The sequence below is a fragment of the Lysinibacillus sp. FSL P4-0201 genome (assembly GCF_038593425.1).
GTDB lineage: Bacteria > Bacillota > Bacilli > Bacillales_A > Planococcaceae > Lysinibacillus > Lysinibacillus capsici.
The window spans coordinates 2,306,265-2,320,822 of the sequence record NZ_CP151995.1; the positions used below are offsets into that span (position 1 = coordinate 2,306,265).

The following is a 14,558-nucleotide window of genomic DNA, read 5'->3' on the forward strand; positions in this document are numbered from 1 at the left end:
ATTTTGCATGGAGCAAGCTAGACAAATGCTACAGCATCATTTTGGCTATGATACCTTTCGGCAAGGACAAGCCCAGATTATTGAACAAACATTACGAGGGCAGTCAAGTCTTTGTGTCATGCCAACAGGTGGAGGGAAATCCATTTGCTATCAAATTCCAGCGCTAATGCTTGAGGGGTTAACCATCGTGATTTCACCACTGATTTCACTGATGCAAGATCAGGTGGAGGCTTTACGTACAGCAAATATTCCAGCAGCCTATATTAATAGTACGCTGACGGCACAGGAAGTGGATGAAACCATGCAGCTTGCTAGTGCGGGTTATTTAAAGCTCCTCTATATTGCACCTGAACGACTGGAAAGTACTACGTTTCTTCAAGCATTGTCGTATTTATCTGTCCCATTACTTGCGATTGACGAGGCTCATTGTATATCGCAATGGGGGCATGATTTTAGACCAAGCTATCGTTCGATCCACAAGCTTTTTACGCTATGGCCCCAAAAGCCCACTGTTTTAGCGCTGACAGCTACTGCAACGCCAACGGTTTGTGATGATATTCGTCAATTGTTAGCGATTGATGAGCAGGCAACGGTCATGACAGGCTTTTCACGTGAGAATTTGGCACTTTCGGTGTTAATTGGTGAAAATAAAGAACGCTATGTAAAAAATTATGTTCAACAAAATAAACAGGAAGTGGGCATCATTTATGCAGCTACTCGAAAAGCTGTGGATGCCATTTATGATGTGCTGAGTCGCTCTGGTGAAGACGTTGCGAAATATCATGCAGGTCTATCAGAGAATTTAAGAATGGCTGAGCAGGAGCGGTTTTTAAAAGATGAGGCACGTATCATGGTGGCAACGAATGCTTTTGGTATGGGTATTGATAAAAGTAATGTGCGCTTTGTGTTGCATTATCAAATGCCTCGTAATATCGAGAGCTATTACCAGGAAGCGGGCCGTGCTGGTCGAGATGGTCTGCCAAGTGCTTGTATTTTATTGTATGCTTCAGGGGACGTTCAAACACAGCGTTTTCTTATCGAACAGTCACAGGATGAGGCTCGTATTACACAGGAGCTAGCTAAACTACAAACAATGGTCGATTATTGCCATACTGAGGGCTGCCTACAGAATGCGATTTTAGCGTATTTTGGAGAAGTTGAGGAGGAGCCATGTGGGCGTTGTAGTAACTGTATTGACGGGCGAGCAGTGACAGATGTGACAGAGGATGCGCAAAAGGTGCTGGCCTGTGTTGTGCGTATGGGACAAAAATTCGGGAAGACCATGGTGGCACAGGTGCTAATTGGCTCTAAAAATCAAAAGATCGCTGAATTTGGCTTTGCCCGTTTATCGACCTATGGCATTTTAAAAGGACAATATACCTCAAAGGATGTCTCCAACTTTATCGAATTTTTAATTGCAGAGGGCTTGCTGGCCGTGAAGCACGGTACATTCCCTACAATTTATGTATCTGCTGAAGGCAAGGAAGTGCTGCTTGGCAATCGACAGGTCATGCGTAAGGAAGCTGTTACAGTGAAGAAGCTGGTGGATAATGATCCATTATTTGAACACTTACGGGTATTACGCAAAGAGATTGCCGACGAGGAAAAGGTCCCACCATTTGTTGTATTTTCTGATAAAACGTTACGTGAATTATGTGATAAGAGACCAACTGTATTGGAGGATTTACGACAGGTGAGTGGTATAGGCGAAGTAAAATTTGAGAAGTATGGTCAACGCTTCTTTGACGCACTACAATCGTTTTTAGAAGCCTCTGTTTAATAAAATTGTTGCTATTGTATAAAAGAGAGGTGTCCCACAAGCTGGAGACACCTCTTTTATATTATTTTTCCCAATGCTTTGCAATGAACGTATCACGCCCAGAAATGGCACGGTCTTGCTGATAGTGTGCTGTCTCTTTTTTATAATAATCCTGGTGATAATCCTCTGCTGGATAAAAGCGTTCAGCATCGCGAATTTTGGTTACAATAGGTTTATCAAAGCGTCCGCTATTGGCAAGCTTTTCTTTCGATGCCTCTGCGATTTGCTTTTGCTCATCTGTATAGGTAAAGATTGCTGTAGTATAGGATTCACCACGGTCATGGAACTGTCCATACGCATCCGTCGGGTCAATTTGCATCCAATAAATATCAAGGAGCTGCTCATAACTAAAAATAGTAGGGTCGAATTCGATTTCGACTACTTCTAAATGACCTGACGTTCCTTTTTTGACATCTTCATAGGTTGGGTTTTCTAAGTGGCCACCCATATAGCCTGAAGTGACTTTATGTATACCGTCCCACTCGACAAATGGCTTGACCATACACCAAAAACAGCCGCCAGCAAATGTCGCTTTTTCTATCATTTGAATCATCCTTTCTTTTGTGAAAATATTATAGCATTGTTTTACGCCAAACTGTGCAAATGGGTGTAAAATAACGTTTAGATAGAAAAACATGGAATAGATCCTTTTTATAATGAAACTTTCTAGCTAATCAATCGTTACATTAACTATATCAAAATAGAGGAGTTAGTTGTTATGGAAGAGCAAGATTATACGAGACGCTCCCAACGTCCTAAAAAGCGTCGATTACGTAAAGGGAGAGCATTTTTTACACTATTACTATTGTGTATTATTGTGATTGTGGGCTATTCTGTCATGCAATATCGCAGCGGACTTGAATTAGCCAACGACACCAAAGTTGCACAGGAGGATTTTACGGGTGATAGCATCAAAGGGGATATCGAAAACTATTTGATTTTAGGGGTCGATACACGTGGAGAGGAAAAATCACGGACTGATACAATGATGGTATTATCCTGGAATAAAGCAAACAACGACATTAAACTCGTATCCTTTATGCGCGATATTTACGCGGATATTCCAGGCTATCAATCCTATAAGCTTAATACAGCTTACTACCTAGACGGTGTTCAGCTATTAAAGGATACATTAACAAATATGTTTGGCCTACCGATTCATCATTATGCACTAATTGATTTTAAAAACTTTGAATCCTTAGTGGATATTTTAGCGCCAAATGGTGTGGAAATGGATGTTGAAAAGGACATGTCTGAAAATATTGGGGTAGAGTTAAAGCAAGGTGTTCATCGTTTAAATGGACAGGAGTTACTAGGTTATGCGCGTTTCCGTCATGATGCAGAAGGAGATTTTGGGCGTGTTGCACGTCAGCAAAAAGTGATTGAGGCATTAAAAACAGAGTTATTAACGCCTACGAATATGTTGCATTTACCAAAATTTGTTGGTGCTGCACAGGGCTATATCACAACAGATTATTCATCTACTGAGGAAATGCAGCAAGTACTTAAATTGCTATCAAAGGGCAAGGTAAACATTGAGAAAGCAACCATCCCTATCGAGGGTAGCTATCAATTCCAAAACTTTAGCCATGCGGGCGATTCTATTGTCATCGATGTGGAGCAAAACAAAGCCTTTTTAAGTGATTTTTTAGGTATTTCACTAGAGTGATGTTTCGCAAAAACCAGCATTATCCTGTAATATAAAGGGAGAGCATTTGGATTGGGGTGGATATATGGAAAAAGAGAGACCAAAAGAGCGTTCAAGCCTGTTAGCAACCAAGTTTATTCGTTTTTTAGGTGGTAGAAACCTATTATTTACACTGGTAATTTTATTACTGGTGGCATGTGTTATTTTTATGTTTAATCAAGTTTCCTTTATCTTTACCCCGCTACAAGTTTTATTTGAAGTAGTCATTTTACCAGGGGTACTAGCCGTCATTGGTTACTATTTATTACGCCCATTGCTGGCGATTCTAGTACGATGGCGCATTCCAAGAATATGGGGTATTTTAATCCTCTATATTGCGGTCATTGGTGTCATTACGTTACTTGTGGTGCTAGTCTATCCGTTTTTACGCGATCAGTTCACGAATTTAGCACAGGAATTCCCAGAGTACTTCATGGCATTTACACAAAACATTGTAGAATTCCTAAATCATTCACGTTTTAATGAGTACTTAGATAAAATTAGTTTTAATTTTGATGAAGTTTTGAATAACTTCACAACGGATATGGTAAAAACAGTGAAGGATATGGCGACCAATGTAGCACAGGGTGTGGCATCTGGTATTACCGGCTTCCTTTCAACGTTAACAGGTATTGTGCTATCACTTGTAACGGTGCCATTCATCCTGTTTTATTTACTAAAAGAGGGCGAAAAATTACCGAAATTTATGCTGAAAGTGTGCCCACCACGTATGCGTAAAGAGGTAACTGACATTTTCCATGACATGGACAAGCAAATTAGTTCGTACATACAGGGACAGATTTTAGTATCCATGTGTATTGGGGCAATGGTAACGATTGGCTTCTTAATTATTGGCATGAAGTATGCTTTATTGCTCGGCTTCCTTGCCATGATTACAAGTGTGGTGCCCTATTTAGGACCCGTTATTGCGATCACACCAGCAGTCATTATCGCTCTTGTTACATCACCATTGATGCTGATTAAGCTGGCAATTGTATGGACAATCGTTCAGTTAATCGAAGGAAAGTTCATTTCACCGCAAATTATGGGGAAATCACTCAGTATTCACCCGATTACGATTATCTTTGTACTATTAACGGCAGGCTCGTTATTTGGTGTCCCAGGCGTTATTTTAGGGATTCCGGGCTATGCAATCTTTAAGGTACTTGTCACGCATTTATTCAAGCTCTTTAAGCAGCGCTATAATCGCTACGAAGATGACGTTCATCAAAAATATGATATCTAATAAACGACCAGCTACTGCTAGCAACGCAGTAGCTGGTTTTTGCTGTAGAAAACGGCATTATGCTATTCTAGTAGTAGAGTCAAAGCAAGGGGGAAAAGGAAATGGCATACATACCGATTAATTTTCAAGAGAAACTGGCTAAATTTCAAGAGCATTGGTCTCCAAAGGTCATTGCTGAAATGAATGATTATCAATTCAAACTCGTCAAAGTTCAGGGGGATTTTGTTTGGCATAAGCATGAGGATACGGATGAGGTATTTATCGTCCTTGAGGGGCAATTAATCATCGAATTCCGAGATGGCCAGGTAAGCTTGCGTGCAGGAGAGATGTTTGTTGTCCCACGCAATGTGGAACATAAACCCTTTGCAGCTTCGGAGTGTAAAATTCTCCTTGTAGAGCCAATGGGTGTCGTGAATACAGGTGAGGAGCAATCAGAGCTTACCGCTGAAAATGATGTGTGGATTTAACCATCATAGAAAAACCCTTCCAACAAAATGTTAGAAGGGTTTTTACATTGACTAATTATTGCTTTGCTAATAATTGTACTTTTGCTAAGCGATCCACGGCTTCTTGCAGAAGTTCCTTTGGTTGAACTAATGCTAAACGTAAATAGCCTTGTCCAGCTGTACCAAATACGGTTCCTGGAACTGTGACAACGCCTACTTGTTCAATCAATTGAAAGGCTAATTCTGTGCAATCGATAGCATAGGGATATTTAGCCCATACGAACATTCCACCATCAGAGGGAGCTGCTTCCCAGCCTAAAGCTTGTAAGCCATTCATCAGCGTTTTATGGCGCTCTGAGAAAGTGGCACGTAAGCTTTCCGTAATTTCCTCAGCGTTATCCAATGCTACGACAGCCGCATCCTGAATAGGCTCGAAAATACCGAAATCTAAATTTGATTTTAATTGCTTAATAACAGCGATCATTTCTGCATTTCCTGCGATATAGGCAATACGTGTTCCAGCAAGGCTAAAGCTTTTAGAGAGGGAGTTAATCTCCATACCGACCTCTTTTGCTCCTGGTGCAGCTAGGAAGCTAATAGGGCCATCTCCCGTAAAATAGAACTCTGAATAGGCAGCATCATGGAGGACGATGATATTATACTTTTTAGCAAAGGCGATGACTTTTTCAAAGTATGCTAATGACGGCATCGCTGGTACAGGATTTCCTGGTAAGTTTAAAATCAATAACTTTGCTTTCTGTGCAATTTCTTCTGGTACAGCGTCTAAATCAGGTAAATAATCGTTGTCGGCTGTTTGAGGCATGTAATAAGGTGTTGCGCCAGCTAAGTGAATCCCTGCGTCATACGCTACATAAGCTGGGTTTGTGGATAAGACGATGTCTCCTGGATCACAAAAGGCAATTGGTAAATGCACTAAGCCTTCTTGCGAACCAATTGTTTGAATAATTTCTGTCGCGGGATCTAGATCAACATTACTACGACGCTTATAGTAGCGACTCACCGCGTCATAAAAACGCTGTGTGCCAGTCAGTGTATAGCCATAAGACTCGGCTAAACCTGCACGATAGGAAAGATGCTCACGTATTTTGGCATGTGGAGGAAGATCAGGGCTGCCTAAGCTTAAGTCAATTAAGGTCATGCCCTTTGCTTGCTGCTCTCGTGCAAAATTTTTCAAATCTCCGAAAATTGCTGGTGTAAATAATGACATTTTTTTAGATGGTACGATTTTCAAAACTAGTACACTCCTTGTAGTTGTATAACAGAATAGTAGTTCACATTTTATCATACTGAAGCGCAGAAAGGGACAGATATTCTGAAAAAAGAAAATATTTATATAATGGAGAGGATGTGTGCATAGACTAGCGAAAAAAGATTTTCTACCTTTGGGAGAAGCTACTATAAATTCCTTCAAAGAGGAAAGTGTATTATACTGAGTATAAAGCTTTTCAGGTGGGGTGAGTCTTATGAGAACAGAGCAAGAAATGTATGATTTAATCCTAGCCACTGCACAACAGGACACTAGAATTCGTGCTGTTTACCTAAATGGCTCAAGAGCAAATCCGAAAGTACCAAGGGATATGTTTCAGGATTTTGATGTTGTGTATGTCGTAACAGATATAGCCTCTTTCTTACAAGATGATAAATGGATTCAAGTATTTGGTGAGCAGCTGATGGTGCAGGAGCCTGATCGATTGGATAAGGGGCTTGGCTTGGACAAAGACTTTTCTTATAGCTATACATATTTAATGTTATTAAAGGATGGGCATCGCATTGACCTTCGCTTATTATCGACACAAGCTATGCTGGATGAATATGGACAAGACAAGCTGACAGTCCCTTTACTCGATAAGGATCAGCTTTTGCCATCTATCTCTCCATCTTCAGATTGTGGCTATCATATTAGTCCACCGACTGTGGGGCAATTTGCCAGCTGTACCAATGATTTTTGGTGGTGCTTACAAAATATAGCCAAGGGCATTTGGCGAGACGAACTCCCATATGCCAAGCAAATGTTTGAGGAAACGACAAGGCAGTCCTTACATCAAATGCTTAATTGGTGGATTGGTCAGCATCATCATTTTCAGATATCTACAGGCAAAATGGGAAAGTATTTAAAAAACTATGTGCCAGCTAATTATTGGGCATTGTACGTAAAAACCTATGCCGACGCTGATTATGCTAACATGTGGAATGCCCTGTTTGCGGCATGTACACTCTTTCGAAGCATCGCAAAGGAGGTTGCCCATCACTTCCAGTTCTCGTACCCTCACGAGGATGATGCTCGTATGTCAGCCTATTTGAAGCATGTACGTACATTACCACCAGATGCGAAAACGATTTTGTAAGGGGGAAGAGGGCATTGAAGGTTTATTCATTAAGTGGACCAAGCGGCACAGGCAAAAGTACAAGTGCGCTGGCCTTTGCCCATAAATTAGGGGTGGAGGCCATTGTTGATGATGGATTACTCATTGTGAATGGCGTCAGAGTGGCAGGTCTTTCTGCTAAATTCGAAAAGAATACAATTACTGCTGTACGACGTGCCATTTTTACAGATCCAGCTCATCGTGAGGCTGTCCAAAAGGCGCTAGCTCATCATCAGGTACAATCTATTTTACTGATAGGTACATCGACTAAAATGACGAATAGTATTGCCAAGCAGCTAGAGCTGGGTCCGATTGAACACTATTATAATGTAGAAGATGTCCGTTCATTGAAAGAAATTCAAAAAGCACGCTTTATCCGTCAAACACAGGGCAAGCATGTTATGCCGATTCCATATAGACAAGTGGAGCAAAATTTCTTTAAACGATTGGTGCAAAAGGGCATGGAGATTTTTTCTTCGAAACGAGAAAAAATCGGGGAAACGACGATTGTACGTCCTGATTTTCAGCGGGAATATATAGAAATCAGCAAGCATGTTTATGTACAGCTACTGACATACTGCTGTAGCCAACAGGCAATTGTACAAAAGGTCGAGCAAGCACAATTTGTGCTAGGGGATCAGGTTCAAGCTATCCTCACTATTCAAGTAAAGCTGCCGATCGATTATCCATTAGCAGCGCGTTTAGTGGAATTACAACAAGCTGTGCAACAAGATTTTTATCTACATTTTGGCTATGAATTAGATGCTATTCATGTACATGTAAAAACGGCTTTGCAAAAGAAAAAAGCGTAAAAAACAGGTACTCCGCTCGCACGTTGGCGTTAAGAGTACCTGTTTTTTATTTAGGCTGGCGAGTGAACTGTGGCTGGCGTTTTTCCACAAAGGCACGACAACCCTCTGCGAAATCACTGCCTACAAATGGTGAAGAGCCTTGCCATAAGGTCGGCGCACTATCGAGACATTCTTGAACAGATTGCTTCACGGCAAGTAAGGATTCAGGCGACATTCCTGCAACCAGCTTACCCATTCGAATCATGTATTTATTTAAATCTTTTTCAGCTACTAGGTAGTTAAGCATTCCAAGCTTGAAGGCTTCCTCTGCTTTAAACATTCGTCCTGTAAAGACTAAATCCTTGGTTGTGGCAGGGCCAACAAGCTGAACTAAACGCTGTGCAAATTTGTTATTTAAGGTGATTCCTAATTTACCGACAGGAATGCCGAGCTTGGCCTTTTCAGAGCCAATGCGGATATCGCAGGCTAAGGCTAATTCCAAGCCAGCGCCCATCGCAGGCCCATTGATGACGCCAATCGTTGGAATCAGGAGGCGCTCAATGGTAGAAATGGTTTTTTCCATATGTACAAAGGCTTCTTCAGCTTGTTCAAGAGAAATGGCATTGAACTCTTTAATATCGGAGCCCGCTGTAAAGTTTTGGCCAGAGCCTCGTAAAATTAGTACTTTATTTTTCGGATTATCTAATACTTGTAGGGCAATTTTGGCTAATTGATCCCACATGTTTGCGGTTAATGCATTTTTTGCTTGTGGTCGATGAATCGTAATAATCGCTAGTCCAGCTGTTTCTTGATAAATAATTTTTGCATCTTCTGCTTCCAGTCGAGTCGTTTTTACTTGCATATCGGAAAGCCTCCTACATGTTAGTGTCTATCTTTATTATATAACACAATTAACCATAAACACGAAATGATACGAATTTTCACATAAAATTGCATTGTTATACAAGAATGTAGGGAATAGTAAGCAATTATTGTACTACAACAGGGGAGCGGAATTTACTATTGTAAGAAAGCAAAAATTATGAGAAACTACTTTAGGAACATATGTTTCTTTATTACGTAAAGGGCATTTGAATGGTAGAAGCGGGTTCCTGTTATAGAAATACAGATTATCCGACATTACAATATGATAAAATGCAGTTGAACCTACGCACCCAAAATATAGTAAAATATAAATAACTCACGCAAAGTAGACAAGGAGGGACGATTTGATTACACTCAGGGACGCATGGAATAGCTACTATTTATTGCTACAATCTTTGAAAAAAAGTCCTGCCACAAAAAAACAATACAATATGGATGGACAGCAATTTTTAACTTTCGCCCATAAGCAAAACTACTTGTATGTAGATCATCAATTGAAAAATTTATTACAGCTCTACTGCGACTATTTAAAGGAAACCTACAGTAATATCAATACTTTTAACCATAAAATAGCGACATTACGAGGCTTTGTAGACTTTATTTTTTTACGAGAATGGGTGGAGCCTTTTGATTATCAGCATCTTTTACAGCCGAAAAAAAGACAAAAAGAGACACTGCAAGCACTGACAAATAAGCAGATCATGCAAATTGCAAACGTATGGCCCACCTATTTTCAATATGCTAAAACAAAGGAGCATGCATGGCTGGCAAGACGCAATGGCTGTATCGTTCAAGTGTTGATGGAAACAGGTTGTAAGCCTGCCGAGCTCGTTCGCATGAAATGGACACACTTTAATGAAGAAAAAGCGACTCTTTTTATAGCCAACCGAAATGGACGTCGAGAAATAAAGTGTTCACCGATCCTCATGGACATGCTCGCACAGTATAAAAAAGAGACGACCAATTTACATGAGCAAGAGGTAGGGGAATGGGTTTGGGTAAGCGAGGCAAGTTTAGCGAAGCCGATTACTACGAAAACAGTTGAACGCATTTTTCAAACGATGTCACAAGATATAGGGAAGAATGTAAGAGCCACTGACTTGCGTTATACTGTGATGCAACGGGCGTTTCAACAGGAAAAAACGCTGGAGCACATTCAACAAGAAATGGGCTATGTACGGAAATGGGTGCTAACAGAAAGACAGCAGCGCCTAGAATAAAAGCGTGCAGTAATCGCGATTTATCACCATTACTGCACGCCTTTTATAAATGATTCAATGCTTTGACATTTACTTTGACTGTTAAATCATGCTTGCCTCCTGTATATACCCCTTCCACAGGGCTAATGTCACTATAATCGCGTCCAATACATAAAATAATATGGTTTTCTAATACTTCCACATTATTTGTGGGATCAAGACCGATCCAGCCAATACCTGGAATCATGACTTCTACCCAGGCATGTGTAGCGATATCTCCGATGAGGGCTGAGTTTTCATCGACATATAGATAGCCACTGACATAGCGAGCTGGTATTCCTTTCGCCCGTAAAACAGCAAGCATGACATGGGTGAAATCCTGACAAACACCCCGTTTTAATGCAAATGCCTCACTTGCTATTGTAGTTACATCGGTCGCTGTCGGGTCATACTCAAAGCTAGAATATAAATACTGCATTAAATTAAGCGAAAAGAGCACAGGATTTTCAGCATGACCGATCGCATGATAAACTTCCTCTAGCTGCTGCTCTGTCATAAATGTAAAATGTGTTGCTTTTAAATACGGTAAATAATGCTCATAGAATAGCTGTGAGTGAAAGATGGTCTGCATTTCGGGCGAATATTGAATACGATGAATAAATGGTGCACGCTGAATACTTACAATTGAAGATGTATGAATTTCTAGTATTTGATGTTGCTCTGGTATATAAAAGGAACCAACAGTATTGCCCCAAATATCCGTATGCTCACGGGTTAGGGAGGATGGCGTTATGGCAATTCGATAAGATAATAATCGCTGACGCTCATCGCTACGCGGCTTTAAACGAATAGTATTCAAGCTTTGATCGACTTCAGACTCATATTGAAAAATATTTGTATGCTGAATTTCAAATTTCATCGTGTCCGCTTCCTTCTGCTTACTGACTTGCCTGTTGAAAGGGAGCTGTGGTGAATTCCTTTCAAGGTTGTACGCTGGGTTCATATAAATGATAGATTGTCGAAAAGGCATCACTAAAAGCTATACATTGAGACAATCTTTCCTCCATCATTTTTAGGGTTTCCTCAATAGTCATTTGCCAAAAATCGATATGATCGATTGCAAGAACAAGGTTACTAATATCCGACTGAAGCGTTAAAAATCGTGGGGATAAAGAATCAAGTTCAATAGCCGTTATGGCTTCTTCTATTTTCTTTACACAGAACATCACAGAACATGGGAAATGCGCATCTTGGACTAAATACCGAATGATCGTTAGTAAATTGGTCTGGCGATGCTTCCGCATGAAAGATTCTCTTGCTGCGGAAAGATCCAATAAAAAGGTACCATCATCCTCTAACAGTGACGTACCTGTTCGCTTCTGTTGTTCTACGATTATCACGATCATCCGAATGGTTTTTTCTGCTCGTTCAAGCCATTTGCCGACCTGCATAAAATAGAAGGGAAGATCGCGATCCATCGAGCCCTCAATTAACCCTGTCTCCATCCATAAAGTCTTTCGTACATCCTGTAAAAAATCTTGAAGGGCAATGAGTGGAATCGGTCGTTCTCTTTTTAGTATGGACTGTTGCTTTGTTAAATAAAAGGAATTTTGAATTTCCCAAAGTTCCGTTGGCATACTATCACGTGTAACTCGTGCATTTTCCCGAATAGCACGCAATGTGGCATGAAGGGCATTGCCATTTTTCTCAGAAAACAGAAGATAATCAATCAAAGGGTTAACACGAATCGTTGTGTAATTTGCTAAATACTCCTCCTTAGAGGCACAAATATTTAAAACAGCCTCCCAATGATCAATATAATCATGTTCTTGCCCAGATTGCTCCAACATATTCAACAGCTGTACCTGTAATATATGTGCATTTGTTTGTGTACGTTCACTATAACGTGCCATCCAGTACAACGCGTCGGCTACTCGACTTAGCATGCTGCAATTCCTCCTTTAAAATCCACGTATCCTTTGCACCGCCCCCTTGAGAGGAATTCACCACAAGAGACCCTTCTTGTAGTGCCACTCTGGATAAACCACCAGGCAACACATAGCATTCCTCACCTTTCATGACATAGACACGTAAATCAACATGGCAAGGATAAAATCGCCCATTCTGGAAGGCAGGTGCTCTGGACAATTTAATCGTTGGTTGGGCAATGTATTGATAGGGCTGTTCAACAATTTTTTGCTTAAATAAAGCAATCTCTTCCTTACTCGCATGTGGACCAATTAACATGTCATAGCCACCAGAGGCTCCTACATTTTTAATAACGAGCTCGTGTATATGCTCTAGCACCCATTCACGCTGACTGTCATCTCCTAGATGATAGGTTTTCACATTCGGTAGAATAGGTTCTTCCTGTAAATAATAGCGAATCATCTCAGGCACATAGGCATACATTGCTTTATCATCTGCCACTCCATTCCCAACGGCATTCAAGATGGATACATGACCTGCTTGATAAGCAGTCATCAAATGTGGAACACCTAATAAAGAATCCTCACGAAAGACAGTAGGATCTAGAAAGTCATCATCAATCCGCCGATAAATAATATCGATTTGCTGTAGGCCATAAATGGTTTTCATATAGACCTTCAAATCTTGTACAACTAAATCACGGCCCTCGACGAGCTGGATGTTTAAATGCTGGGCTAAAAAAACATGATCGTAATACGCAGAATTGTACATGCCTGCTGTCAGAAGTACTGCTTTAGGCTCTCTTTCTGCTTGCATGGAAGGTGGACGATGAGCAAGAAGTGCTTTTTTCATATAAGCCATTTGTTTATCAAGAGGTCGAATCGTATGCTTGGAGAAAAATTCAGGGTATACTTCCTTCATCACATCCCGATTTTCAAAGACATAGGAAATGCCGGAAGGGTTGCGTAAATTATCTTCGAGTACATGATAATCACCTTTTTCATCCCGAATTAAATCAATCCCTGCTAAAAATATATGATTCGCAATTGGTACTTGAAGTCCTCTCATGGTTGGTTTGAAATAAGGATTATTTTCAACAAGCTGCCTCGGAATAAGACCGTCCTGAAAGATCTTTTGCTGTCCATAAACATCCTGTAAAAATTTGTTGAGTGCCTCCACGCGCTGCTTGACACCTGCTTCAATCATGGCCCATTTGGTTTGAGGAATAATAATTGGGACACAATCAAAAGGCATGGTACGTTCTGTTCCATCTTGTGCACCATATACCGTAAAAGTAATTCCTTGTCTGAGAAAGCTCGCCTGCGCTTGTCGGTATTTTTCTTCAAGTTGCTCCCGCGAAAAAAAGGTTAGCTTATGATGAAAAGATCGATAATGAGGCTTTGGCTTATTGCCATCAAACATTTCATCGAAAAACAGACTAGAATCATATAAATTCATCATATGGAACGCCTCCGAATTCAAGTAGTAGTGAAAACATGTTACACTGTGAATAAATACATAAAAGGAGCTAACAACCATGACCATCATTAATTTAATGCAAGCATATGAATTAGATAAACTATCCAAATTAAATTTATCAGACGAGGAAATTTTACGAGCTTTGCGTTCGGGGGATGTATCAGCTTGGCAAGAACAAGTGCCAAACTATGAATTTAGCGAGACAATGGCTCTATATCAGGAAGGGGAACAACAGTTCTTAAATGCATACCATGGCCATTATCGAATCAAGTATGTAACATTACCAGGCATCCAACGTTTATTGCAGCTACGCTTTCAATTAGAAGAAGGGAAGGATTACCAACTATTAGAAACGGGTATCCAGCATTTAACGTGTGATGAGGAAACAGTCACAAGACTTCAGCAAATGTTATCGACAAACTGGTCACTAACAAAACAAGAGAATGGGAATTATTCAGTTTTTGTAAAATAATTCCATGCGTGTTGTGAGACGAATCGACATGGACAGTTACCCATCTATTGTTTTTTCGAAGCGTCTCACACAGCAAATAAAGTCTACTAGATTTTAATATTCATTTACCGAGAACTTTATGCCTAAAATCCTATAACTGTCACAAAATAGTTGTAACAAAAATCCTCTTTTTAAAAAGGGTTTTTTTATTACCTTCGAACAGAACATTTGTTCTAACGTGC

At 40.4% G+C, this 14,558-nt stretch carries 14 protein-coding genes; 8 read left to right on the forward strand and 6 right to left on the reverse strand.

Annotated elements, in window-relative coordinates:
- The first annotated feature begins 7 nt into the window (after positions 1-7).
- Positions 8-1,780, forward strand: coding sequence for a DNA helicase RecQ (gene recQ / locus MKY76_RS11540; protein ID WP_342557873.1), 1,773 nt, complete (start codon positions 8-10; stop codon positions 1,778-1,780).
- A 61-nt stretch (positions 1,781-1,841) separates the two neighbouring features.
- Here the strand turns inward: recQ and msrA are convergent, their stop codons facing one another.
- Positions 1,842-2,363 (reverse strand): peptide-methionine (S)-S-oxide reductase MsrA, encoded by a 522-nt coding sequence (msrA, locus tag MKY76_RS11545; protein ID WP_319840434.1) that lies wholly within the window; start codon positions 2,361-2,363, stop codon positions 1,842-1,844.
- 174 nt (positions 2,364-2,537) lie between these two features.
- On the opposite strand from msrA, the gene MKY76_RS11550 reads away from it, so the two are divergent.
- The 3 genes from MKY76_RS11550 to MKY76_RS11560 all read left to right on the forward strand — a co-directional run bounded on the left by MKY76_RS11550 (position 2,538) and on the right by MKY76_RS11560 (position 5,219).
- Entirely contained in the window at positions 2,538-3,488 is a 951-nt protein-coding gene (locus MKY76_RS11550) for an LCP family protein (RefSeq protein WP_048392859.1), read from the forward strand.
- A gap of 64 nt (positions 3,489-3,552) precedes the next feature.
- Positions 3,553-4,752, forward strand: coding sequence for an AI-2E family transporter (locus MKY76_RS11555; protein ID WP_048392857.1), 1,200 nt, complete (start codon positions 3,553-3,555; stop codon positions 4,750-4,752).
- 101 nt (positions 4,753-4,853) lie between these two features.
- The gene (locus MKY76_RS11560; protein ID WP_048392856.1) at positions 4,854-5,219 is read left to right on the forward strand and encodes a cupin domain-containing protein; all 366 of its coding nucleotides are present in this window, start codon (positions 4,854-4,856) and stop codon (positions 5,217-5,219) included.
- A 55-nt stretch (positions 5,220-5,274) separates the two neighbouring features.
- Here MKY76_RS11560 and MKY76_RS11565 read toward each other — a convergent pair whose 3' ends face one another.
- Positions 5,275-6,450: an aminotransferase class I/II-fold pyridoxal phosphate-dependent enzyme gene (locus MKY76_RS11565; RefSeq protein WP_016992684.1), complete on the reverse strand. Its 1,176-nt coding sequence runs from the start codon at positions 6,448-6,450 to the stop codon at positions 5,275-5,277.
- Positions 6,451-6,682: 232 nt separating this feature from the next.
- Between MKY76_RS11565 and MKY76_RS11570 the strand changes: the two genes are divergently transcribed.
- Both MKY76_RS11570 and MKY76_RS11575 read left to right on the forward strand, forming a co-directional pair.
- Positions 6,683-7,564 (forward strand): aminoglycoside 6-adenylyltransferase, encoded by an 882-nt coding sequence (locus tag MKY76_RS11570; protein WP_279495008.1) that lies wholly within the window; start codon positions 6,683-6,685, stop codon positions 7,562-7,564.
- Positions 7,565-7,578: 14 nt separating this feature from the next.
- Entirely contained in the window at positions 7,579-8,394 is an 816-nt protein-coding gene (locus MKY76_RS11575; protein WP_103118118.1) for an ATP-binding protein, read from the forward strand.
- Positions 8,395-8,440: 46 nt separating this feature from the next.
- Here MKY76_RS11575 and MKY76_RS11580 read toward each other — a convergent pair whose 3' ends face one another.
- On the reverse strand, positions 8,441-9,235 hold the full coding sequence (locus MKY76_RS11580) for an enoyl-CoA hydratase/isomerase family protein (protein ID WP_342557874.1): 795 nt from the start codon (positions 9,233-9,235) through the stop codon (positions 8,441-8,443).
- A gap of 367 nt (positions 9,236-9,602) precedes the next feature.
- Here MKY76_RS11580 and MKY76_RS11585 point away from each other — a divergent pair, with 367 nt between their 5' ends.
- On the forward strand, positions 9,603-10,478 hold the full coding sequence (locus MKY76_RS11585; protein ID WP_048392844.1) for a site-specific integrase: 876 nt from the start codon (positions 9,603-9,605) through the stop codon (positions 10,476-10,478).
- Positions 10,479-10,521: 43 nt separating this feature from the next.
- Here the strand turns inward: MKY76_RS11585 and MKY76_RS11590 are convergent, their stop codons facing one another.
- The 3 genes from MKY76_RS11590 to MKY76_RS11600 all read right to left on the reverse strand — a co-directional run bounded on the left by MKY76_RS11590 (position 10,522) and on the right by MKY76_RS11600 (position 13,847).
- Complete coding sequence (locus MKY76_RS11590; protein WP_112118676.1) at positions 10,522-11,376, reverse strand: transglutaminase family protein; 855 nt, start codon at positions 11,374-11,376, stop codon at positions 10,522-10,524.
- A 61-nt stretch (positions 11,377-11,437) separates the two neighbouring features.
- Positions 11,438-12,403 (reverse strand): alpha-E domain-containing protein, encoded by a 966-nt coding sequence (locus tag MKY76_RS11595; RefSeq protein ID WP_342557875.1) that lies wholly within the window; start codon positions 12,401-12,403, stop codon positions 11,438-11,440.
- Positions 12,357-13,847 (reverse strand): circularly permuted type 2 ATP-grasp protein, encoded by a 1,491-nt coding sequence (locus MKY76_RS11600; protein ID WP_342557876.1) that lies wholly within the window; start codon positions 13,845-13,847, stop codon positions 12,357-12,359. The genes MKY76_RS11595 and MKY76_RS11600 overlap by 47 nt, the downstream gene beginning before the upstream one ends.
- 76 nt (positions 13,848-13,923) lie before the next feature.
- Here MKY76_RS11600 and MKY76_RS11605 point away from each other — a divergent pair, with 76 nt between their 5' ends.
- On the forward strand, positions 13,924-14,337 hold the full coding sequence (locus MKY76_RS11605; protein ID WP_342557877.1) for a hypothetical protein: 414 nt from the start codon (positions 13,924-13,926) through the stop codon (positions 14,335-14,337).
- The last annotated feature ends 221 nt before the right edge of the window (positions 14,338-14,558 follow it).

Bases quoted from the DNA above. Each gene is read 5' to 3' on its own strand.
- recQ (WP_342557873.1), top strand. From the start codon at position 8: ATGGAGCAAGCTAGACAAATGCTACAGCATCATTTTGGCTATGATACC.
- msrA (WP_319840434.1), bottom strand. From the start codon at position 2,363: ATGATAGAAAAAGCGACATTTGCTGGCGGCTGTTTTTGGTGTATGGTC.
- MKY76_RS11550 (WP_048392859.1), top strand. From the start codon at position 2,538: ATGGAAGAGCAAGATTATACGAGACGCTCCCAACGTCCTAAAAAGCGT.
- MKY76_RS11555 (WP_048392857.1), top strand. From the start codon at position 3,553: ATGGAAAAAGAGAGACCAAAAGAGCGTTCAAGCCTGTTAGCAACCAAG.
- MKY76_RS11560 (WP_048392856.1), top strand. From the start codon at position 4,854: ATGGCATACATACCGATTAATTTTCAAGAGAAACTGGCTAAATTTCAA.
- MKY76_RS11570 (WP_279495008.1), top strand. From the start codon at position 6,683: ATGAGAACAGAGCAAGAAATGTATGATTTAATCCTAGCCACTGCACAA.
- MKY76_RS11580 (WP_342557874.1), bottom strand. From the start codon at position 9,235: ATGCAAGTAAAAACGACTCGACTGGAAGCAGAAGATGCAAAAATTATT.
- MKY76_RS11590 (WP_112118676.1), bottom strand. From the start codon at position 11,376: ATGAAATTTGAAATTCAGCATACAAATATTTTTCAATATGAGTCTGAA.
- MKY76_RS11595 (WP_342557875.1), bottom strand. From the start codon at position 12,403: ATGCTAAGTCGAGTAGCCGACGCGTTGTACTGGATGGCACGTTATAGT.
- MKY76_RS11600 (WP_342557876.1), bottom strand. From the start codon at position 13,847: ATGATGAATTTATATGATTCTAGTCTGTTTTTCGATGAAATGTTTGAT.
- MKY76_RS11605 (WP_342557877.1), top strand. From the start codon at position 13,924: ATGACCATCATTAATTTAATGCAAGCATATGAATTAGATAAACTATCC.